A 20,567-nucleotide genomic window follows, 5' to 3' on the forward strand; every position below is an offset into this window, starting at 1 on the left:
CTGCTGACACGGGCCGCCGTCGTCAGCCGGCGCCGCCGAGGCGCAGCATCTCCGGTACGTGCTGTCAGCCCGCCGCGAGGCCGTACTCCCGATCGGTGAACAGGTCCACGTCGCGGGGGCCCAGCTTCGCGACCCGGCGGGCGTGCAGAGCCAGTTGCCGACGTGCCTCGCCGAGGCGACGGCTGGCGATCGTCATCTCGTCGGACGGTTCGAACGGTTCGGTGCCGCTGCACTGCATGGCGGCGACCATCACCCCGTTGAACGCGGTCATGAGCCCGTTGGCGAGGGCGATGCCGTCCTGGTCGCCGTGGGTCCAGATCTGCGACCACGCGCTCTCCACAGTGGCCATGTCCCGGGCCAGCCAGTCGTGCAGCGCCATGGGCCCCAGCGGCTTGTGCCCCGCGAGCAGTTCGTTGCCCGCCTCCGGCAGGCTCGAACGCCAGTACCTGGTCTGCCGCAACGCCTCGGCCTTGTGCGCGAGTCGCAGGGCGCCGGACAGGATCAGGACGTACGCCCGTTGCAGGTCGGCCCGTTCCTGGTGCCGTCGCCTCATTCGAGAGTGCACCAGGACCACGAGCAGTGATGCGAAGGCGGTGATCGCGGAGCCGAGGAGGGCTGCCAGGGTTGAGTTCACGCCGACATGATGCCTGCCGATCAATTGCGCCGATCCTTCGGATCACCCGGTCCGGTCTGCCCGAGGGCACGGCGGACCGCCGGTGAGGGCAGCGCTGGGACGCCCTGTTACCGGTAACAGGGCGGTCAGCAGCCCGTTTGCGGTGGCTTGATAGATGTCCTTCGTTACGACTTGACGAACGGGATGTTATCGCTCACAGTCGATGTCGAGGACGACAGCAGCTGTGACTCACCGGGCGAGCCCGCTGGTCGTACCTCACGATCAGACGTCCCCCCAGGGCATGCGGACGTCGCATCAGCACCGTGTCAGCAGCAGCAGCCGGCCACACGGCGGCGCATCGCGCCTGCCAACCGTCGCAGGACGACCGGCCCGGAATTCACTGTGATCGAACGCCGGCGCGAGCCGGCCGTGAGCGCGATCCACCCCGGGGCATCCCGGAACCGACGCCGGCAGCGACGTCGGGTACCACCACCGCTGCAACCTCCACGAAGGACTCGACATGAAACCCAAGAAAGCCGTGCGGGCGACGGTGATCCTCGCCGTCGCCGGCGCACTGACCGCCGCCACGATGGTGGCCCTGGCTCCGACCGCAAGCGCCGGGACAACCCTCAAGCAGGCCGCCGCCGAGAAGGGCCGCTACTTCGGTGCGGCCGTCGCGACCGGCAAGCTCTCCGACAGCCAGTACGTCGGGATTCTGAACCGCGAGTTCAACAGTGTGGTGGCTGAGAATGAGATGAAGTGGGATGCCACCGAGCCGCAGCAGGGTCGGTTCAGCTATAGCGGTGGTGATCGTCTGGTCAGTCATGCGCAGGCCAACGGTATGAGTGTGCGGGGTCATGCGTTGTTGTGGCACCAGCAGCAGCCGGGTTGGGCGCAGGGCTTGTCGGGTAGTGCGTTGCGCAGTGCGGCGATCAACCATGTGACGCAGGTGGCCTCGTACTACCGGGGCAAGATTTATGCCTGGGATGTGGTGAACGAGGCGTTCGCCGATGGTGGCAGTGGTGGGCGGCGGGATTCGAATCTGCAGCGCACCGGCAACGATTGGATCGAGGCGGCGTTCCGGGCTGCGCGGGCCGCCGATCCGGGTGCGAAGTTGTGTTACAACGACTACAACACCGATGGGATCAACGCGAAGTCGACGGGCATCTACAACATGGTGCGGGACTTCAAGTCCCGTGGGGTGCCGATCGACTGCGTGGGTTTCCAGTCGCACCTGGGTACGACGTTGGCCGGTGACTATCAGGCCAACCTGCAACGCTTCGCCGATCTGGGCGTCGATGTGCAGATCACCGAGTTGGACGTCATGACCGGCTCCAACCAGGCCAACATCTTCGGCGCTGTCACCCGCGCCTGCCTGGCCGTCACCCGCTGCACCGGCATCACCGTATGGGGCGTACGGGACAGCGACTCCTGGCGCGGCACTGACAACGCCCTGCTGTTCGACAGGTCGGGCAACAAGAAGGCGGCGTACGACTCCGTCCTCAACGCCCTCAACAGCGGTACGCCCATCCCGACGACCCCGCCGCCGAACCCGACGACCCCGCCGCCGAACCCGACCACGCCTCCGCCGAACCCGACGACCCCTCCGCCGGGGCCGAGTGGGTGCTCGGCGTCGGTGACGGTGAACTCGTGGACCGGTGGGTTCGTGGCGAACGTGAAGGTGACAGCTGGTTCGTCCGGCACGAGGGGCTGGAACGTCGCGCTGACACTGCCCGCTGGGGCGAGCGTGACGAACACCTGGTCGGCCACGGCCAGTGGCAGCAGCGGCTCGGTGCGGTTCACGAACGTGGACTACAACGGTCAGCTTGCTGCCGGTCAGGTGACCGAGTTCGGGTTCCAGGGCACGGGCACCGCCACGGGCCTGGCCCCCGCCTGCACCGCCAGCTGATCATCAAAGTGCGCTGCGCCGACGGACACGGCCAGCGGTAGGACCACAGTCGAGCCGGTGCCCGCCCTGGGCGCCGGCTCGACGTACCTCCAGGTCCCAAAGCACCGATGCGGCCTTGAACGGCGACTCCGGCCAGAACACCGGCGCGAGCCCGGAGCAAGTCGCGAGCCCGGGTGGTGAGCCCCGGTCAGCGCCCTTCAGGAACGGCCATCTCGCCGAGCAGCGACCAGTCCTGCTGGGGCACTGTGGTGTTGACGATGCGCGGCGTCTCTGCGAGGTGCGGCGGCAGGTCCTCCTGCGCCGCGCGGAAGTGCGCCGACTGCACGTGTGCCGCGCCGGCCTCGTCGTCGCGGAACGCCTCGACCAGGACGTACTCGGTCGGGTCGTCGAGGCTGCGGGACCAGTCGAACCACAGACAGCCTGGCTCGGCGCGGGTCGCCTCGGTGAACGCGGCGGCGATCTGGGGCCACTGGTCGGCGTGCTCGGGCCGTACCCGGAACTTGGCGGTAATGAAGATCATGGCACCAGGCTACTCAGCGCGCGGCGCGTCGGCAGTGGCTCGCCGCACCCTGAGGACCTGATCACGACCGGGGCATTTTTCGATGACGGATAGTGCCGCAGGGTTGATAGGCGGGCCTGCCCACGTTTAGTTGTGCTGGGCGCACAAGCGCCCGGGACGGGGGGTCGCGCGGTGCAATCTCCACCAGAGCAATCTCCACCAGAGCAGACAGATCCGGTGCCGGAGCGGGGGTGGCGGCGGGCCGCCGCGGTGAGCGCGGTGCTCGTCGTGCTGGCGGCGATCGGGGTGGTGGTGTGGGGGGTCGCCACGCAGCGGGAGGCCCCGACGCCCGCGGCAGGCGCGGAGTTCGAGCCGGTCCTCTCCACGCTGCCGGCGCAGGTGCGACCGCCGGCCCAGGCGGTGGACCTGCCCACCGACCGTGGCGTCGGCCGGGGTGCGCTGATCTACCACCAGCAGACCGACCCGGAGGACCTCGACCCGACCGGCGCGACGTTCGAGCGCCACGACGTCTACGTGGTCACCGTATCGGGTGAGCAGTTCCGCGTCGGGCGTACGCCTGAGGGGGTCGGGCCTCTGAACCTGTCCCTGTCGCCGGACGGACGCTGGCTGGCCGACCGACGGGACGGTCGGTGGCGGGTGCGGGACCTGACGGGGACAGCCGAGCACGAGGTCACGAGCGAGTACGAGCTGGACGTGTGGTCGACTGACGCCCGGTCGGCGCTTTTCATGAAGCCGGACATGGACGGCCGGGGTTACGCGGTCATGGCCCTGCCCGACGGCGAGGTGCGACAGCTCGACATGCGCACCTCAGCCATCAGCGCCGAGGCGGGCTTCATCAACGGCAGGGAGATCGCGACGTACGAATTGGTGCCAACCGACCACGCGTCGGAGATGACAGTCAAGCTCACGGACATCGCCACCCTCGTGACCCGGAGGCTGACGGTGGGCAGGCAGGAGACGACCGAGACGGCGCCTCCGATGTTGGCGCTGTGGTACGCGGGCGGGAGCCCGCCGACCATCTGGGTGCACGCCCCCTCGAAGAGCGGGCAGGGGACGCTGCTGGGAGTCGACGTGAAGACCGGAGCGGCCACCGCCGGGATCGAGGTGCGGACCGTGCCCGGGCAGAGCGCGGAGCTGTGTCGAGGCGTGGTGCCCGAGGGCGTCGTCCTGCAACGCATGACGAAAACCACCACCGAGTTGGTGGTTGTCGACCCACACAACGGCGCCCGGCGTGTCGTGACGACGTTCCCAAGGCTGGTGAACCTGCTGGTCCCCGGCGCGCGGATCTGACCGTGGCCAGGACGGACGGGTGAGCGGAGCGGACCGTCAGCGTAGGCCGGCGAAGAGGTCGTCCTCGGGCAGCGGCGCGTTCGTGGTGTCCCGCACGCGGACGAACGTCTCGACGCCCATCAGCTCGGTGAAGCGCTCCCGGCCCAGTTGCAGGAAGAAGATGTTCTCGGTCTGGCTGGCGTGCGCCGCCAAGGCGTCGAACTTCTGATCGCCGTACGCCTTCGTGTCGACCCAGGTGCTGATCTCGTCGTCGGGGAGGCCGAGCGCCGGCTCGGGCGACGACGGGTCCGGGTCGGCCCACTCGATGCCCAGCTCCTTCATGATCCGGCCGAAGTCCTCGAACGCGGTGCGGGGCACAGTGGTCCAGTAGACCTTCGCGGGAACGTCGGTCTGCGCGACGGCCGCCATGGTGATGCGGTGGGCCTGGATGTGATCCGGGTGACCGTAGAAGCCGTTCTCGTCGTAGGTGACGATGACGTCCGGTCGGTACCGGCGGATCAACTCGGCAAGCCGGTCCGCCGCCTCCGCGACAGGCGTCGACCAGAACGAGCCGGGCTGGTCGTTGTTCGGCCAGCCCATCATCCCCGAGTCGCCGTAGCCGAGGGTCTCCAGGTGGGTGACCTTCAGCGCCGCGCAACTGGCCTCCAACTCGGCCTGGCGCATCGCCACCACGGCGCCCGGGTCGTGACCGGGGTCGCCGGGCTTCACCCCGCCGGGCCCGTCACCGCACCGGCCGTCCGTGCAGGTCACGAGAACCGTCGTCACTCCCTCGGCCGCGTATCGGGCCAGGACGCCGCCGGTGCTGGTGGCCTCGTCGTCGGGGTGGGCGTGCACCGCCATCAGGGTCAGGGATCGCTCAGCCATGCCACAAGCGTACGGGGATCGACGCCGGGGAACGGGACATCAGCGTTCGGTGCGGACCGGGTCACCTCGCACCACCTCGTCGTGGATGCGCCAGCGGGCGGTGGTCACCGCCCGCCGGGCCGCCTCGTCGCCGGCCTCGATGCGCTGCCGCAGCAGGCGCATGGCGATGGCGCGGTTGAGGCTGAACTGCCGCTCCCTGTCCACCACCACGACGAGCCCCGACGGGCGGTGGGTAGCGTGTACGGCGGTGCTCGCCTTGTTCCGGTGCTGCCCACCGGGGCCGCCGGTGCGGCAGGGCACGATGTCGACGTCCGCCTCCGTGAACGTCGTCGCCCCGGCGTCACCCGGCGGCGGTTGCGCTGTGACATACCAGTTCTTCCGGCCGTGGCCTGGGCGGTAGGGACTTGGCGCCTGCCAGCACAGATTGCCCGTCCAGGAGGCGGCGAACGCCTCGGCGTCGGCACCGGATATCTGGATCAACGCCGATCGGTAGGTGCCGGCCCGGTTGCCCGGCACCACCTCGACCCGTCGGACCGTCAGGCCACGCCTGGCGGCGTCGCCCTCCAGCCGGCGCAGCAACCGGGCCAGCGCCCAGGCGCACTCCTGCGGGCCGTGCCCGCTGGACAGCAGCAGCCGCGTACTCATGATCGGGCCCGCCCGCGGCGCTGGCTGTCCGGTCGTGGCGTGGCCCCTGCGGCCCGCGTCTTGTAGGTGATCACCGGAGTCGTGGTGGCCACAGGTGTGGCCAGCCGGTGCTCGACCAGATCACCGATCACCTGCTCGATCCGCTTGTACGCGGTGGGAGCCTCCTCGAAGAGCAACTGGCGGTCGCCGCACACCACAAGCGACCCCACCGGCGTGCGACGCAACTCCTCGACCGTGTGTTTGGCCCGGCCCCGGCGCAGGGCGTCGGCGCGGGACATCTTGCGGCCCGCGCCGTGCGCCACGGAGTGGTTGGCGTCGGGCCCGGCGTGCGCGGCCACGAGGTAGGACGCCGTGCCCCGCGTACCGGCGATGAGCACGTCGCGGCCGTCACCGGGTGCGGCCCCCTTGCGGTGCAGGTACACCCCGTCGCGGACCTCGACCAGGTTGTGGCACTGGTCGACGATCGGCTCGGTCGGCGCGGCCCCCAGGGCGTGCGCCACCCGGGCGGCCAGCAGACGCCGGTTGAGGGAGCCCCACCGCACGGCGTCGTCGTGCGCGGCGAGGTAGGCGGCCGGGTCCGGCGCAGGGCCGGCACCGTGAACGCTCGTGTGCGCCCGCAGGATCCGCTCGCCCAGACCGCGCGAACCACTGTGCACGATGAGGACGAGGTCACCGGCGTCGAGCCCGAGGCGGCTCGCGTGGCCCGGGTGCAGGACGGTGTCGACGCGGGCGAGTTCGACGAAGTGGTTGCCGCGACCGACCGTTGCGAGCCCGTCCAGGTGACCTGCGGGAACCTCACCGCGCAGGACGTCCCAGGCCCTGTCGTCGGCGTCCTGCTCCGGGTCGAGCGGACGGTCGAGGTCGGGGAACCGGGCGGCCAGCCGTTCCGGTACGACGCGCTTGAGCCGGAACGGGAACACGGCGATGCCGCACCCGATGTCGGATCCCACCAGGTGCGGGTACAGCATGCTCGACGCCATGGCGGCGCCGATCGGGGCACCCTTGCCCGGGTGCAGGTCCGGCATGCCGGCAACGTGGATCATTCCGTCGAGGGCGGCCACCTGACGGCACTGCTCCAGCGCGTCGGACTCGATCCAACTCGCGGGGGAGGCGAACACGGTGACGGTGGCCGATGTGGACAGGGGCAGAGACTCCCCAGGGGAGTGGTGCTCAGACAACGACGCTCACTTCTCGCTGAGAACGCAAGGGACAGACGGCGGTACGGCACCGGTCGGCCTCGGGGGCCCGGTGCGGTGCGGTGGTGTCCGTCAGTACGTCATGGGGAGCACTCTGGCCGAACCCGTCCTCGGCGGCAACCGACTTTCGCGCGTACGCTTCCGCGATGAGCGCACCACGGCGCATCCTGGTCTACGGGGTGTACGGCGCCGGCAAGACCACGCTGGCGCAGCAGTTGGCCGAGCGCCTCGGGTTGCCGTGGTATCCGGTGGACGACCAGTTGTGGTTGCCGGGCTGGGTCGAGGTGCCGGTCGAGCAACAGCGCAGCCGGATCGAGGCCATCTGTCGCCGGGACACGTGGATCCTCGATGGTGCCTACCACGGGTGGCGGGACGTACCCCTTGCGCGCGCCGACCTGGTGGTGGGCCTGGACTATCCGCGGTGGCTGTCGTTCTGGCGGTTGTTGCGCCGGACTCTGCGCCGGCTCGTGACACGCGAGGTGATCTGCAGCGGCAATCGGGAGTCGCTGGGCAGCGTGTTGTCCCGGGACTCGATCCTGCTCTGGCATGTCGGCGCGTTCGGCAGGGCGCGACGGCGGATGCGGGCCTGGCAGAGCGATCCGATCGCGCCGCCGGTGCTGCTGTTCCAGAGCCCTGCGGCCCTGGACGCCTGGCTGACCGGTCTGCCCTCAGCGCCGGCCCGGCCCCGGCTTGACCGCCCGGCCGAGAACGCAGGGTGAGGACGGGCTGGAACTGGTGGCCGGGAACCGGAAGCGCCGCAGCTCCCCGATGGTGAACCCGGCCGCGCCGATGGCGGCGGTGGTGTCGCGAGCGGTGTGGCAGCCGCCGAACAGCTTCGGCCACACCGTCGCGTCGCACAGCCGTTGGATCCGGCGCAGCCGTCCGGGTTCTTCCACGGCAACGTGCTCGAAGAAGCGCAACTGACCGCCGGGGCGCAGCACGCGGTCGATCTCGGCGAGCGCGTCCGCCTGGTCGGGCACTGTGCACAGCACCAACGCGACGACTGCCGCGTCGAACTCGCCGTCCCCGGCGGGTAACGCCTCGGCCAGGCCGTCGACGACGGTGACCGGCACCGGCGCTGTCGTTGCCGCCCGGGTGGCGGCGGCCCGCAGCCGTGGCTCCGGCTCGACCGCCACGACCTCGGTGACGCCCTGCGGGTAGTGGGGAAACATCCGACCGTTGCCCGCGCCGACCTCGATCACCCGGCCGGACAGGCCGGCGACCACGTCCCGGCGGAACTCGTCGAGGCCGGCGCGGTCCATCGCCACACTGAGCCGCTCGTAGACCCGGGCGAACACCGGATGGGACACTGCGGCCACGTCGACCTCCCGCTGCGTGTGGGTGTCGGCCCCCGTGTCGCCGACCACCCGCCATCAGCAGGCTAGCGGGCCCCCGCCATCGGCAGGCCAGCCAGGCGCTTCGGCGACGCAATCATGACGCCTGATCTCTGCGCCTCGGTGACGCGCAGCTACGTAGGCTGGAATCGGCCCCTTGGGCGCCGTTCCGGTACAGCGGCTCGATCCGACGCCTGAAGGACAGGGAGTGGTTCGATCATGAGGATCGTCGTCATCGGCGGCAGTGGCCTCATCGGCTCCAAGCTCGTCCGCGATCTCCGTGAGCAGGGCCACGAGGCGGTGGCGGCGTCACCGAAGACCGGCGTGAACACGCTTACCGGCGAGGGAGTGGCCGATGTGCTCGCCGGTGCGGACGTGGTGGTCGACACCTCCAACTCTCCGTCGCTCGAGGGCGGGGCCGCGCTGGAGTTCTTCGAGACGTCCACCCGGACCCTGCTCGCCGCCGCGACAGCCGCCGGAGTGCGGCACTACGTGGCACTCTCGATCGTGGGGTCCGACCGTCTTGCGGAGAGCGGGTACATGCGGGCGAAGGTCGCGCAGGAGCGGCTCATCGCCGGGTCCGGAGTGCCGTACTCGCTTGTGCACGCCACGCAGTTCTTCGAGTTCGTCCAGGGCATCGTCGACGCCGCGACGGACGGAGACACCGTACGACTGGCGCCGGTGCTGATCCAGCCGATGGCGGCCGACGACGTCGCGGCCGGGGTGGCGGCGGTCGTGGTGGGCGCGCCGACGAACGGCGTCGTCGAGATCGCCGGCCCGGAGCAGTTCCGCCTCGATGAACTGGGCCGGTCCGTGCTCACTGCCAGCGACGACCGCCGCTCGGTGGTGACCGACCCCGCCGCCCGCTACTTCGGCAGCAAGCTGGAGGAGCGCTCACTCGTCCCCGTCGACGGCGCCCGCATCGCCGGCACGCGCCTCGACGAGTGGCGCGCCCGGACCTCGAACGCGGCTTGACCGTCACGCTGAGGGCCCGCCGAGGCGGTGCGCCAACTCCCGTACCGCGTCGGTGAAGTGCTCGTCGGACTCGCACGGCCAGTGCCCCTGGATCGGTGGGGGGACGCTGTCGCCCGGCGGGGTCACCACGTCGATGGGGTCCCGCTGTCGACGATCCACTGTGGCCGCCGGGTCGCTGTCGTCTTCAGGTGACGCGTCTGCGGGGAGGATCCGGCCGCCGATCGGGTCGGTGTCGCGCCACAGGTTCACCCACCGCCAGCCGATTCGCTCGCCGATATCGCGCAGCACCGCGTCGTCGATGTACGCGGGAAAGAGCCGCGCGTAGAGCCGGCGCAGCGGTGACCCGTGGGTGAGCAGCGCGACGCGGGCGCCGATCCGTGGCGGCAGTTGGAGCACTGTCGCGGCGAGCAGGACCGAGCCGTGGCTGTGCCCCGTGAGCAGCACCTTGTCGCCGCGTTCGACCAGGTAGGTGATTCGTCGGGTCAGCTCCGGCACGGCGCGTTCGGCGTAGCAGGGTGGCGCGAACGGGTGGGCGGCCCGGGGCCAGAAGGTGCCGAGGTCCCAGATGACACCGACGTGCCGCCGGAACGGGACGGTTCGGTACGCGAAGATTCCGCCGATGATCAGGGCGAGGATGACCGCCGCGATCTTCCAACTGCCGAGCGCGATGCCGAAGGTGATCACGTCGGCGGGCACTCCCACGTACCTTTCGGCGACGTGGCTGGGAAACACCCCCAGCAGGCCGATGGTGGTGGTGGCCATGCCGACGCCGGTGAGGCAGGCGAAGACGACTGCCAACAGCACCAGTTTCTCGGTGAACCGTGCCTTGGCTATCGCGTCGCGTACCTGCCGCAGCCGTGGCAGGGCCTCCGCCGGCCGATCTGGGTAGTCACGTGCGACGACCGCCGCCGCGGCGCGGTTCCGGCCAGGGCGGGAGAGCACCACGACAAAACCGGCGACGACCGTCGTGACCAGCACGGTCCGGAAAAACCCGAAGATCGCCCAGGTGTACGCCCCGGGCGGGCCGGCAGCGAGGCCCTCCCCGGTCGGCAGGTTGCGGTCCAGGAAGTCCGCGACCCGGTAGACCAGCTCCGAGGAGTACGCCACCGCAATGCTTATGGAGATGGATGAGATGGCCAGCGCTCCCAGACCGAACAGCGGACTGCCGTCGCTCTGGCGGTCCCGGTGCCGGAGCAGGACCCCGCCGAACACGGCCAGCAATGTCGTCTGGGCGATGCACAGCCCCGCCAGGATCGCCTCGTAGCCGGGCAGCGCGCGCCCCTCCTGCCATGGCTCGGGGCTGGTCAGCACGTGGATCACCGCTAGGACGGCAAGGATGACGGCGATGGTCCGCAGCGTGCGTGTGATCGTGTCGAGTCGGGTGTTTGTCGGGGCCCTGTCGATCAGCGCGGGGGTGCACAGCAGGCCCACACAGGCGGTCAGGACCACGCCGGTGGCGACCACCAGCGCGAGCGTGACGGCTGAGGCGCTGCTCGCGGCGCGGGCGGCGAGCAGGACGGTGCTCATCGTCGCGAACGCCGCCGCCACGTGTACCGAACGGAGCCGCCCCACAAGCGGTTCGGCGTCCCATTTGCCGACTGCGCTGAGCCGATGCCCGCCCAGCTCCTCGTCGGGTGCCCGGAACGCCTCGAACGTTCTTCCGGGCCGGTTGCTGAGCCGCCAGACCAGGGCGATCGCGGCGGCCGGGACCAGCGCGAGCACCGCCAGCCGCACCCCGACCCGCTGCCCGCTCAGCCAGGACAGCCAGCTTCGCCCGGCCAGGCAGCGGGGTGACGTCAGGCACTTCCAGGCGACAAGGTCCAGGGCGACGCCCGCGACGGCCAACACGTACAGCACGGTGAGCATCAGTGCCAGCACCCTGCAGAGGGATTTGACCACCGCCTCCGAGCCCGGCTTCGCGGGGCGCATCCAGATCGCCACGTTGGCCAGCATGAACGGCAGCAGGAACACCAATCCGAGGGTCCGGGCCACGGTCCCGGAGGGCAGGTCACCCCAGCGGTACGCCTCCAGCGTCACGCCCGGTACGCCCTCCGGTGCCGGTCCGGACGGGCGTATCCGGAAGAAGCCCCCGCTGCGGTCGCCGGCGACCTGCGCCGACTGCCGCAGACCCAGCATCTGGTCGGCTCCGGCGCCGGAGACTCCGTGCACTCGCAGTTCGATGATGTCGCCGGAGGTGTCGCGCCCGTTCAACAGTGCTGATCCATCCGCCATCGCCCCCCGAGGCGTTCCGGCAGCCCGGCCGACGATCCGGGCCGGGGACGCCCCGCCACCGGTGTGGCGGACCCGGGTCTACCCCGGTTCGGCGAACCCATTCGTGTGGTGTTGCCCTGCCGCGCGGGTGCGGGACGTCCGGTCGGCCGGGCGGCGACGGTCCGTAGTGCCGCGGGCAGGGTTGAGTCGGGCCGCCCCGGGTAGCCGCCGCCATGGTGGCTGACGGTCGGCCTGGAACGGACGGGGGCGCTCCGACCCGTACCGACGACTCCGCGTGGGCGGGCCGGGCGGCGACGGTCGCCCGGCTCCGCGAGCGTGCGGTGGCGACCCTGCGGGACCGTCTGCGTCGGGTACACGCCATCGGCGGTCTGGCCCTGCAGGCCGGGCTGGCCGCCGTGCTGTCCTGGCTGCTGGCGCACGACGTCCTGCACGTCTCCCAGCCGGTGTTCGCGCCGATCTCCGCAGTGTCGACCCTCGCCGCGTCGGTCGGCCAACGCCTCCGACGCACCGTCGAGCTGATCATCGGGGTGTCCGTGGGGGTGCTCGTCGGTAATCTGCTGCTGGTCGTTGTGGGCACCGGGTGGTGGCAGCTCGTGCTGATCGTCGTGCTGGCGGTCCTCGTCGCGCTTTTTCTCGTCGGCAGCGCCGCGGTGGTGATCCAGGCCGGCGCGACGGCGGTGCTCATCGCGACCCTCAGCCCTTCCGTGCGGGACCTGGAGATCCCCCGCTTCGTGGACGCGCTCATCGGGGGTGGCGTGGCGCTGTTGGTCACCGCCGTGCTGTTGCCCCTGAATCCGCTGCGTGTGCTCAACCGGGCCGCCCGGCCGGCGTTTGACCTGCTCAGCACGCAGCTCGACGCCACCGCTGGAGCGTTGGCCAACGGCGACGCCGGTCCTGCCCGGACCGCTCTGGCGGCCTTGCGGCAGAACAAGGACGAGGTGAGCGCGCTCGTCGAGGCGACCCAGGGCGCTCGGGAGGCCAGCACCCTGTCGCCTGTGCACTGGCACGAGCGGCGCGGGCCGGTGGGTCGGTACGCGTGGGCGGCGGAACCGATCGACCGGGCGATGCGCAACACCGGCACGCTGATCCGCCGGGCGGTGAGCCTGATCGAGGACGGTGAGCCGGTTCCGGCGCCGATGTCGCAGGCGGTCACCGACCTGGCCGAGGCGGTCCGGCTGCTCAAGCAGCAGTTCGCCGCCGGTCACGAACCCGAGCGGGCGCGGGTGCAGGCGTTGCGGGCGGTGTGCAGGGCCGGTGACGCCTATCGGGAGGGGGTCGGCTTCTCCGGTGCTGTCGTGGTGGCACAGGTCCGAACGACTGTCAGCGATCTGCTGGTGGCGACCGGGCTGACTCAGGAGGCGGCGAATCGGCTGGTCAGGCGTGCTTTCGGAGAGCTGGTTCGGCCCGGTGCTGCCGACGCGGGTGAGTGAAGTGGCATCACTCTGAGCCTAAGGCGTTGCATCCTGAGCCAAAGTGATGCCATGATGGCGTCATGGATTTGAGGCCGTACGTTGAGAACCTGCGTAACGAGTTCGCCCTCGCCGCCGAGGGCGTCGACCCGGACAGCCGGGTGCTGGCCGAGCGGCTCTTCACCCAACTGGAGGCGGCGACCCACCTCGCGCTGCTGGAGGCGTTGTCGGACGCGGCCGACGAGATCACCCGTGACCTCGCTCCGGGATCGGTGCACGTCCGGCTGCGCGGGCGCGACCCCGACTTCGTTGTGACACCGGCCAACCCGCCGGCCAGCGGCCCGGCCGAGCAGACCGAGCAGTCCGGGCCGGCGACGCTGCCGGCACCCGTGCTGCCGCCGGACGGCGACGACGGCGGCACGTCGAGGATCAACCTGCGCCTTCCCGACCATCTGAAGGCAAGCGTCGACGAGGCCGCCGGCCGGGCCGGGCTGTCGGTGAACGCCTGGCTGGTGCGGGCTGTCGCCGCTGCCGTCGGGGCCGGTGACGCGGACCGCCGTCCCGCCCGTCGGCCGGAGCCCCGCGCCGGCCAGCACTTCACCGGCTGGGCGCGCTGACCCACCCGTCCTCCTTTTCTTTCCACCCCGCTCACCAGCGGCGACGCCGCTGGCATCCTCCCGGGAGACCACCATGCCTGTTTTCGACACACCCGAGCCCATCAACGTGCATGTCGAACTGCCCGTCGGCGACGCGTGGATCTCCGCGTCCGACCGCACCGACACCGTCGTCGAGGTGCGGCCCCGCGATCCGTCGAGCAAGGCCGACGTGAGCGCCGCCCAACAGACCACGATCGAGTACGCCTCCGGCCGACTGACGATCCGGGTGCCGAAGAGTTGGCGCCGCTACGGCCCCGGCCCCGGGCCCTCGGTCGACGTCCTCATCGAGGTGCCGGCCGGCTCACGGATGCACGCCGAAGCCTCGTGGGCGGCGTTCCGCGGTGAGGGCCGGCTCGGCGAGTGCCACGTCAAGACCGGCGGCGCGATCCGACTCGACGAGACCGGGCCGCTTGACATCGACACCAACCACGGCGAGGTCACAGTGACACGTGTCGACGGCCCCGCCCGGGTGAAGGCGTCCTCCGGCAAGGTGCGCCTCGGCGAGGTCGGCGGCACCGCCGAGATCAAGAACTCCTCCGGCGACTGCTGGATCGGCCGGGGCGGCGGAGACATCCGGATCAACACCGCACACGGCGACATCGCCGTCGACAAGTCGGCGGCCTCGGTGACGGCACGCACCGCGTACGGCAACGTGCGACTCGGCGAGGTCGCCCGCGGGTCCGTGGAGTTGCAGACCTCGTACGGGGCCATCGAGGTCGGTGTCCGGCGGGGGACCGCCGCGTGGCTCGACGTCGGTTCCCGGCACGGCCGGGTCGACAACGCGCTCTCCACTACCGACAGCCCGGCAGAGACCGACGAGACCGTCGAGATCCGGGCCAACACCTCCTACGGCGACATCATGATCCGCCGTGCCTGACCGCCGGGCGACACCGGACACGAATCGAGGAGCCATGACCGTGCCAACCCAGCCCGCGATCGTCGCGAGCGGCCTGCGAAAGTCCTACGGCGACAAGGTGGTCCTCGACGGCATCGACCTGGAGATCCGCGCGGGAACGATCTTCGCGCTGCTCGGTCCCAACGGGGCCGGCAAGACCACCACGGTGCAGATACTGTCCACCCTGATCGGCGCCGACTCCGGCCAGGCCCGCATCGCCGGCCACGACCTGACCCGGGAGCCGGACGCGGTCCGCGCGCTGATCGGCGTCACCGGCCAGTTCTCCGCCGTCGACAGCCTGCTCACCGGGCGGGAGAACCTCCGCCTCATGGCTGACCTGTGTCACCTGGGCCGGGCGGCAGGTCGACGGCGTACCGCCGATCTGCTCGACCAGTTCGACCTTGTCGAAGCGGCGGACAAGCCGGCGGCGACGTACTCCGGGGGCATGCGACGGCGGCTCGACCTCGCCATGACACTTGTCGGCGACCCCCGCGTCATCTTCCTCGACGAGCCCACGACGGGCCTCGACCCCCGTAGCCGCCGTTCCATGTGGCAGATCATCCGCGACCTCTCCGCCGAAGGTGTCACCATCCTGCTCACCACGCAGTATCTGGAGGAGGCCGACCACCTCGCCGACCGCGTCGCGTTCCTCGACCACGGCCGCCTGATCGCCGAGGGCACCCCGCATGCGCTCAAGCGGCTCATCCCCGGTGGGCACGTCGTACTGCGGTTCGCCGACCACGACGGGCTCGACGCGGCGGCCCGTACGTTCGCCGGTGCGACCCGGGACGACGCGGCGCTCACCCTTCAGGTGCCGAGCGACGGTGGCGTCGGATCGCTGCGCTCAGTCCTCGACCAGCTCGACCGCGCGTCGATAAGCGTGGCCGGCCTCGCCGTGCACACCCCCGACCTCGACGACGTCTTCCTCACCCTCACCGGCCAGACCGACAAGGAAGGGGCGATGGCGCGATGAGCACCCTCACCCTCGCCGCCCGCGATTCGGGCACGATGCTGCGGCGCAACCTGCTCCACATGCGGCGCTACCCGTCGCTGACACTCATGCTCGTCGGCATCCCGGTCATCCTGCTGCTGCTCTTCGTGTACGTCTTCGGCGGCACCCTGGGCGCCGGCCTCGGGCCCTCCGGCGACCGCGCCGACTACGCCAACTACGTCACCCCGGGCATCCTGCTCATCACCGTGGCGAGCGCGGCGCAGGGCACCGCCATCTCGGTCGCCATGGACATGACCGAAGGCATCATCGCCCGTTTCCGTACCATGGCGATCTTCCGGCCGTCGGTGCTCACCGCCCACGTGCTCGGCAGCCTGGTCCAGGCGTTGCTCAGCCTCGCGGCGGTCACCGGGGTGGCACTGCTCGTCGGGTTCCGGCCCAACTCCACGGCGATCGAGTGGATCGCCGCGGTCGGCGTCCTCGCCATGATCACCTTTGCGGTCACCTGGTTGTCTGTCGCGCTCGGCCTGGTCACCAAGAGCGTCGAGACGGCAAGCAATCTGCCCATGCCGCTGGTGCTGCTGCCCTTCCTCGGCAGCGGGTTCGTCCCCACCGACTCGATGCCGACCCCGGTGCGGTGGTTCGCCGACCACCAGCCCTTCACCCCGGTCATGGAGACCCTGCGCGGCCTGTTCTTCGGCACCGGTATCGGCAGTAACGCGATCGAGGCGGTCGCGTGGTGCGCGGCCATCAGCGTGGTCTGCTTCTTCTGGGCCAGGGCGTTGTACAACCGCGACCCGAGCGCCTGACCCGACACGCACCCGTCGTGACTCGCGGCGCGGTCCCCGGTCGAGGCGGGGCGCGAACGGGGGTGGCCCGCACGATCACCCGGCAGCCCGGCCCCGATGGGTCGGGCTGCCGGCGCGGACGTGGTTCGCGTCGGCCCTCGGAACGGGTTCGACCAAACATCAAATGTTATCGATAACAACGTCTTGCCGAGTCGGCCGGGCGGGGCCGCCGCTGGCCGCCGGAGCGCTTGATCCTGGGCAGTGTGGTGACCTGTCGGTCGATCCAGAGATCCGACCACAGGACCTCGAAGCCCGATGATGTTATCGCTGACACTGGGCCTGGCGGCAGTCGCTCCTGTTCGGACGTCCGCCTCGCGATCGTGGTCGACGGCGGGCGACTCGTCCCGGGACCGTCGGGGAGGGTGCCGTCGTCGAGGCAGGCCCCTACGGGGCCGCCGACCCGCCAGCATGTCCCCAGAATGCCGGACATCCGTGCTTTGCCCCAGTCTGATGGCGCTCTGCGTGCCTGGATGGGCCTCCGCGTTCCGTTACGGAGCTGTTGCGGGTAGATGTCTTGACGAGGCTGGATGTGAGCGTTAACACTATCCCCGTTAACGGCGGAGGTGAACATGAACCGTGTGGACGGAGCTGCCGAAAGCTACGTCGTCGGTGTCGACTACGGCACCCTCTCCGGGCGGGCACTCGTGGTCCGGGTCGGTGACGGTGCCGAGGTGGGGACCGCTGTGCACGAGTACGGCGACGGGGTGATCAGCGCTGCGCTTCCCAGCGGCCGGCCGCTGCCCCCGGACTGGGCGCTGCAGAACCCGCAGGACTACCGCGACGTGCTGCGTTACGCCGTTCCGGCAGCGGTGTCCGCAGCGGGGATCGACCCGGCCGCCGTGATCGGCATCGGCATCGACTTCACCGCCTGCACGGTGCTGCCGACGTTCGCCGACGGCACCCCCCTCTGCGAGGATCCCGAGCTGCGCGACCGGCCGCATGCGTGGGTCAAGCTGTGGAAGCACCACGCCGCGCAGCCGCACGCCGACCGGATCAACGCGTTGGCCCATGAGCGGGCCGAGCCGTGGATCGGCCGGTACGGCGGCAAGATCTCCGCCGAGTGGCAGTTCGCCAAGGGCCTGCAGATCCTGGAGGAGGACCCCGAGGTCTACCACCGGGCCGAGCGCTTCATCGAGGCCGCCGACTGGATCGTCTGGCAGCTCTGTGGCGCCGAGACCCGCAATGTCTGCACGGCCGGCTACAAGGGGATCCTCCAGGACGGCCAGTACCCGTCCGAGGGCTTCCTGACCGCGCTCAACCCGGGCTTCGGCGACTTCGTGGCCAAGCTGGACGGTCCGCTGCTGCCCCTGGGCGCCAAGGCCGGCACGCTCACCGCCACCGCGGCGGCGTGGACCGGGCTGCCGGAGGGGATCGCTGTGGCCGTCGGCAACGTCGACGCGCACGTCACAGCGGCCTCGGCGCAGGCCGTGGAGCCCGGTCGGCTCGTCGCCATCATGGGCACCTCCACCTGCCACGTGGTAAACGGTCGGCAACCCGCCGAGGTGGCCGGCATGTGCGGGGTGGTCGACGGCGGCATCAGCCCTGGCGCGTGGGGCTACGAGGCCGGGCAGAGCGGTGTCGGCGACATCTTCGGCTGGTTCGTCGAGCACGCCGCCCCGGCCGGGGCCGCCTCGCACGAGCACCTCACCGCGCTGGCCGCAAGCCAACCAGTCGGCGCGCACGGCCTCGTCGCGCTGGACTGGTGGAACGGCAACCGCTCGCTGCTTGTCAACCACGACCTGAGCGGGATGATCGTCGGGATGACCCTGGCCACCCGGCCGCAGGACATCTACCGGGCGCTGCTGGAATCCACCGCCTACGGCACCCGCATGATCATCGAGGCGTTCGTCGAAGCCGGTGTTCCGGTCGACGACCTGGTGATCGCCGGTGGTCTCACCTCCAACGAGCTGCTGATGCAGATCTACGCCGACGTGACCCGGCGGCCGCTGAACATCATCGCCTCCGCGCAGGGCCCGGCGCTCGGATCGGCGATCCACGCTGCCGTCGCCGCCGGCGCGTACCCGTCGGTGCACGAGGCGTCGCAGGCGATGGGGAAGGTGCACGAGGCCGTCTACCGGCCGGACCCCGACCGGGCCCGCGCCTATGACGCCCTCTACGCGGAGTACCGGGCGTTGCACGACCACTTCGGCCGGGGCGGCAACGACGTCATGCTCCGCCTGCGGGCGATCCGCAACGCGGCGGTGGGGACCGCCGAGGCGCCGGCCGACAGCGCCCCCGTGACCGCTCACGAGACCCCGTTGGAGGTCGTCGCATGACCATCGAGGTGACCCGACAGATCCGCGAGCTGCGTGAGACGGTCGCCCGTCTGCACTCCGAGCTGACCCGCTACCAGCTGGTGGCCTGGACGGCCGGCAACGTCTCGGCGCGCGTACCGGGCAGCGACCTCATGGTGATCAAGCCGAGCGGTGTGAGCTACGACGACCTCACGGCCGACACCATCGTGGTCTGTGACCTCGACGGCGTTCTCGTCGAGGGCGACCTCGCCCCTTCCAGCGACACCGCCGCCCACGCCTACGTCTACCGGGCCATGCCCGAGGTGGGCGGGGTCGTGCACACCCACAGCTCGTACGCGACCGCCTGGGCGGCCCGTGGTGAGTCCATTCCCTGCCACCTCACCGCGCAGGCCGACGAGTTCGGCGGCGAGATCCCGATCGGCCCGTTCGCGTTGATCGGCGGCGACGACATCGGCAAGGGCATCGTCGCCACGCTCGCCGGGCACCGCTCACCAGCGGTGCTGATGCGCAACCACGGCGTGTTCACCATCGGCCGTGACGCCCGCGCGGCGGTCAAGGCAGCGGTGATGTGTGAGGACGTCGCCCGCACCGCACACCTGGCCCGGGCGCTCGGTCAGCCGGTGCCGATGGCACAGGCGGACATCGATGCCCTGTATCACCGCTACCAGAACGTCTACGGTCAACAACCAGTCGCACCGGCGAGCTCCTGAGCGTCCAGCGTGGATCAGGGTCGCAGGTCTGCACCACCGACGTACCAGCACGCACCACCCGCAGAGGTCGCCTCTCGTACGTCGGCGGCTGACGCGGTCCCCACCACACCCAGCCAAGGAGAACTGATGAGAAAGATGCGTACGCAGTCCGCGCCGTGGCGCGCTGTCGCGGTCCTCGCCAGCGTGCTGCTCGTCGGCGGCGTGGCGGCCTGCGGCAACAGCGACACCGGCGGCGGCGGGTCCACGGACGACGGCAAGATCACGATGGGCTTCTCGCAGGTCGGTGCGGAGAGCGGGTGGCGTACCGCGAACACCACCTCGATCAAGGAGGCGGCCGCCGCCGCGGGCATCGAGCTGAAGTTCGACGACGCGCAGCAGAAGCAGGAAAACCAGATCAAGGCGATCCGCAACTACATCCAGCAGAAGGTCGACGTGATCGCCTTCTCGCCGGTCGTGGAATCCGGCTGGGACACCGTCCTCAAGGAGGCCAAGGACGCCGGCATTCCGGTCATCCTGACCGACCGCTCGGTCGACTCGCCCGACAAGAGCCTGTACAAGACCTTCCTCGGCTCGGACTTCGTCAAGGAGGGCCGGCTCGCCGGTGAGTGGCTCGTCGAGCAGAAGAAGAGCGCCTCGGGTCCGGTGAACATCGTCGAGTTGCAGGGCACCACCGGTGCCGCCCCGGCCAACGACCGCAAGAAGGGCTTCGCCGAGGCGATCGCCGCCAACCCGAACCTGAAGGTCATCGCGTCGCAGTCCGGGGACTTCACCCGGGCCGGTGGCAAGCAGGTGATGGAGCAGTTCCTCAAGGCCAACCCGAAGATCGACGTGCTGTTCGCGCACAACGACGACATGGGTCTGGGTGCGCTCGAGGCGATCACCGCGGCCGGCAAGGAGCCGGGCAAGGACATCACCATCATCACTGTCGACGCGGTCAAGGACGGCATGCAGGCTCTCGCCGACGGGAAGTTCAACTTCATCGCGGAGTGCAGCCCGCTCCTCGGCCCACAGCTGATGGAACTGGCCAAGAAGGTGCACGCGGGCGAGGAGGTGCCTGCCCGGATCGAGACCGAGGAGACCACCTTCACGAGTGAGCAGGCCAAGGAGGCCCTGCCCAACCGCAAGTACTGATCGACGCCGGGGGTCGCCGCGCTCGCGTGGCGGCCCCGCCGCGTCGCCCCCAACCCTCAACGGACCGGGCATGGCCCGCGATCACCCCGTGACACGCCCGCCCGAGCCGCCCCTCACGGGGCGGCTCGGGCGGGCT

Annotated in this window: 19 protein-coding genes; 12 read left to right on the top strand and 7 right to left on the bottom strand. The window is 70.5% G+C overall.

The window, feature by feature from the left end:
* Positions 1-64 precede the first annotated feature (64 nt).
* Entirely contained in the window at positions 65-634 is a 570-nt protein-coding gene (locus ACPXB1_RS15920) for a hypothetical protein (protein ID WP_355598389.1), read from the bottom strand.
* Positions 635-1,133: 499 nt separating this feature from the next.
* Between ACPXB1_RS15920 and ACPXB1_RS15925 the strand changes: the two genes are divergently transcribed.
* The gene (locus ACPXB1_RS15925; protein ID WP_425735469.1) at positions 1,134-2,522 is read left to right on the top strand and encodes an endo-1,4-beta-xylanase; all 1,389 of its coding nucleotides are present in this window, start codon (positions 1,134-1,136) and stop codon (positions 2,520-2,522) included.
* A gap of 187 nt (positions 2,523-2,709) precedes the next feature.
* Here ACPXB1_RS15925 and ACPXB1_RS15930 read toward each other — a convergent pair whose 3' ends face one another.
* A complete protein-coding gene (locus tag ACPXB1_RS15930) occupies positions 2,710-3,042 on the bottom strand; it encodes a putative quinol monooxygenase (RefSeq protein WP_355598082.1) in 333 nt (110 codons plus the stop codon).
* Positions 3,043-3,258: 216 nt separating this feature from the next.
* Between ACPXB1_RS15930 and ACPXB1_RS15935 the strand changes: the two genes are divergently transcribed.
* A complete protein-coding gene (locus ACPXB1_RS15935; RefSeq protein WP_355632623.1) occupies positions 3,259-4,332 on the top strand; it encodes a TolB family protein in 1,074 nt (357 codons plus the stop codon).
* 36 nt (positions 4,333-4,368) lie between these two features.
* Here the strand turns inward: ACPXB1_RS15935 and ACPXB1_RS15940 are convergent, their stop codons facing one another.
* From ACPXB1_RS15940 to ACPXB1_RS15950, 3 genes are read right to left on the bottom strand one after another with little or no spacing between them, the layout of a single operon-like run.
* On the bottom strand, positions 4,369-5,196 hold the full coding sequence (locus ACPXB1_RS15940; RefSeq protein WP_355598086.1) for a PIG-L family deacetylase: 828 nt from the start codon (positions 5,194-5,196) through the stop codon (positions 4,369-4,371).
* A gap of 39 nt (positions 5,197-5,235) precedes the next feature.
* Positions 5,236-5,841, bottom strand: a complete 606-nt coding sequence (gene prfH, locus ACPXB1_RS15945; protein WP_355632620.1) for a peptide chain release factor H — start codon at positions 5,839-5,841, stop codon at positions 5,236-5,238.
* Positions 5,838-7,019 carry an RNA ligase RtcB family protein gene (locus ACPXB1_RS15950; RefSeq protein ID WP_355632618.1) on the bottom strand — a complete coding sequence of 394 codons (1,182 nt, stop codon included), beginning with the start codon at positions 7,017-7,019 and terminating at the stop codon, positions 5,838-5,840. The genes prfH and ACPXB1_RS15950 overlap by 4 nt, the downstream gene beginning before the upstream one ends.
* A gap of 164 nt (positions 7,020-7,183) precedes the next feature.
* Here ACPXB1_RS15950 and ACPXB1_RS15955 point away from each other — a divergent pair, with 164 nt between their 5' ends.
* A complete protein-coding gene (locus ACPXB1_RS15955) occupies positions 7,184-7,756 on the top strand; it encodes an adenylate kinase (protein ID WP_355632615.1) in 573 nt (190 codons plus the stop codon).
* Here ACPXB1_RS15955 and ACPXB1_RS15960 read toward each other — a convergent pair.
* Positions 7,706-8,356, bottom strand: coding sequence for a class I SAM-dependent methyltransferase (locus ACPXB1_RS15960; RefSeq protein WP_355632612.1), 651 nt, complete (start codon positions 8,354-8,356; stop codon positions 7,706-7,708). The two genes, ACPXB1_RS15955 and ACPXB1_RS15960, sit on opposite strands and share 51 nt — an antisense overlap.
* A 234-nt stretch (positions 8,357-8,590) precedes the next feature.
* Between ACPXB1_RS15960 and ACPXB1_RS15965 the strand changes: the two genes are divergently transcribed.
* The gene (locus ACPXB1_RS15965; RefSeq protein WP_355632609.1) at positions 8,591-9,346 is read left to right on the top strand and encodes an SDR family oxidoreductase; all 756 of its coding nucleotides are present in this window, start codon (positions 8,591-8,593) and stop codon (positions 9,344-9,346) included.
* Positions 9,347-9,349: 3 nt separating this feature from the next.
* Here ACPXB1_RS15965 and ACPXB1_RS15970 read toward each other — a convergent pair whose 3' ends face one another.
* Complete coding sequence (locus ACPXB1_RS15970; RefSeq protein WP_355632607.1) at positions 9,350-11,557, bottom strand: hypothetical protein; 2,208 nt, start codon at positions 11,555-11,557, stop codon at positions 9,350-9,352.
* Between the two features lie 233 nt (positions 11,558-11,790).
* Between ACPXB1_RS15970 and ACPXB1_RS15975 the strand changes: the two genes are divergently transcribed.
* From ACPXB1_RS15975 to ACPXB1_RS16010, 8 genes are all read left to right on the top strand, one after another.
* The gene (locus ACPXB1_RS15975) at positions 11,791-13,008 is read left to right on the top strand and encodes an FUSC family protein (RefSeq protein ID WP_355632604.1); all 1,218 of its coding nucleotides are present in this window, start codon (positions 11,791-11,793) and stop codon (positions 13,006-13,008) included.
* A gap of 62 nt (positions 13,009-13,070) precedes the next feature.
* The gene (locus ACPXB1_RS15980; RefSeq protein ID WP_355632601.1) at positions 13,071-13,604 is read left to right on the top strand and encodes a hypothetical protein; all 534 of its coding nucleotides are present in this window, start codon (positions 13,071-13,073) and stop codon (positions 13,602-13,604) included.
* 73 nt (positions 13,605-13,677) lie between these two features.
* Positions 13,678-14,520: a DUF4097 family beta strand repeat-containing protein gene (locus tag ACPXB1_RS15985; protein ID WP_425735470.1), complete on the top strand. Its 843-nt coding sequence runs from the start codon at positions 13,678-13,680 to the stop codon at positions 14,518-14,520.
* Between the two features lie 34 nt (positions 14,521-14,554).
* The gene (locus ACPXB1_RS15990; RefSeq protein WP_355632595.1) at positions 14,555-15,511 is read left to right on the top strand and encodes an ATP-binding cassette domain-containing protein; all 957 of its coding nucleotides are present in this window, start codon (positions 14,555-14,557) and stop codon (positions 15,509-15,511) included.
* Entirely contained in the window at positions 15,508-16,296 is a 789-nt protein-coding gene (locus ACPXB1_RS15995; RefSeq protein WP_355632592.1) for an ABC transporter permease, read from the top strand. Before ACPXB1_RS15990 ends, ACPXB1_RS15995 begins: the two co-directional genes overlap by 4 nt.
* Before the next feature lie 608 nt (positions 16,297-16,904).
* Positions 16,905-18,611: a ribulokinase gene (gene araB / locus ACPXB1_RS16000; RefSeq protein ID WP_355628016.1), complete on the top strand. Its 1,707-nt coding sequence runs from the start codon at positions 16,905-16,907 to the stop codon at positions 18,609-18,611.
* A complete protein-coding gene (locus ACPXB1_RS16005; RefSeq protein ID WP_053652793.1) occupies positions 18,608-19,300 on the top strand; it encodes an L-ribulose-5-phosphate 4-epimerase in 693 nt (230 codons plus the stop codon). Before araB ends, ACPXB1_RS16005 begins: the two co-directional genes overlap by 4 nt.
* A 126-nt stretch (positions 19,301-19,426) precedes the next feature.
* Entirely contained in the window at positions 19,427-20,431 is a 1,005-nt protein-coding gene (locus ACPXB1_RS16010; protein WP_425735471.1) for an ABC transporter substrate-binding protein, read from the top strand.
* The last annotated feature ends 136 nt before the right edge of the window (positions 20,432-20,567 follow it).

Origin of the sequence: Micromonospora sp. DT68 (assembly GCF_049847245.1) — a bacterium.
Classification (GTDB): Bacteria; Actinomycetota; Actinomycetes; order Mycobacteriales; family Micromonosporaceae; genus Micromonospora; species Micromonospora profundi.

Bases quoted from the DNA above. Each gene is read 5' to 3' on its own strand.
- ACPXB1_RS15925 (WP_425735469.1), top strand. From the start codon at position 1,134: ATGAAACCCAAGAAAGCCGTGCGGGCGACGGTGATCCTCGCCGTCGCC.
- ACPXB1_RS15930 (WP_355598082.1), bottom strand. From the start codon at position 3,042: ATGATCTTCATTACCGCCAAGTTCCGGGTACGGCCCGAGCACGCCGAC.
- ACPXB1_RS15940 (WP_355598086.1), bottom strand. From the start codon at position 5,196: ATGGCTGAGCGATCCCTGACCCTGATGGCGGTGCACGCCCACCCCGAC.
- prfH (WP_355632620.1), bottom strand. From the start codon at position 5,841: ATGAGTACGCGGCTGCTGCTGTCCAGCGGGCACGGCCCGCAGGAGTGC.
- ACPXB1_RS15955 (WP_355632615.1), top strand. From the start codon at position 7,184: ATGAGCGCACCACGGCGCATCCTGGTCTACGGGGTGTACGGCGCCGGC.
- ACPXB1_RS15965 (WP_355632609.1), top strand. From the start codon at position 8,591: ATGAGGATCGTCGTCATCGGCGGCAGTGGCCTCATCGGCTCCAAGCTC.
- ACPXB1_RS15975 (WP_355632604.1), top strand. From the start codon at position 11,791: ATGGTGGCTGACGGTCGGCCTGGAACGGACGGGGGCGCTCCGACCCGT.
- ACPXB1_RS15980 (WP_355632601.1), top strand. From the start codon at position 13,071: ATGGATTTGAGGCCGTACGTTGAGAACCTGCGTAACGAGTTCGCCCTC.
- ACPXB1_RS15985 (WP_425735470.1), top strand. From the start codon at position 13,678: ATGCCTGTTTTCGACACACCCGAGCCCATCAACGTGCATGTCGAACTG.
- ACPXB1_RS15990 (WP_355632595.1), top strand. From the start codon at position 14,555: ATGACCGTGCCAACCCAGCCCGCGATCGTCGCGAGCGGCCTGCGAAAG.
- ACPXB1_RS15995 (WP_355632592.1), top strand. From the start codon at position 15,508: ATGAGCACCCTCACCCTCGCCGCCCGCGATTCGGGCACGATGCTGCGG.
- araB (WP_355628016.1), top strand. From the start codon at position 16,905: ATGAACCGTGTGGACGGAGCTGCCGAAAGCTACGTCGTCGGTGTCGAC.
- ACPXB1_RS16005 (WP_053652793.1), top strand. From the start codon at position 18,608: ATGACCATCGAGGTGACCCGACAGATCCGCGAGCTGCGTGAGACGGTC.
- ACPXB1_RS16010 (WP_425735471.1), top strand. From the start codon at position 19,427: ATGAGAAAGATGCGTACGCAGTCCGCGCCGTGGCGCGCTGTCGCGGTC.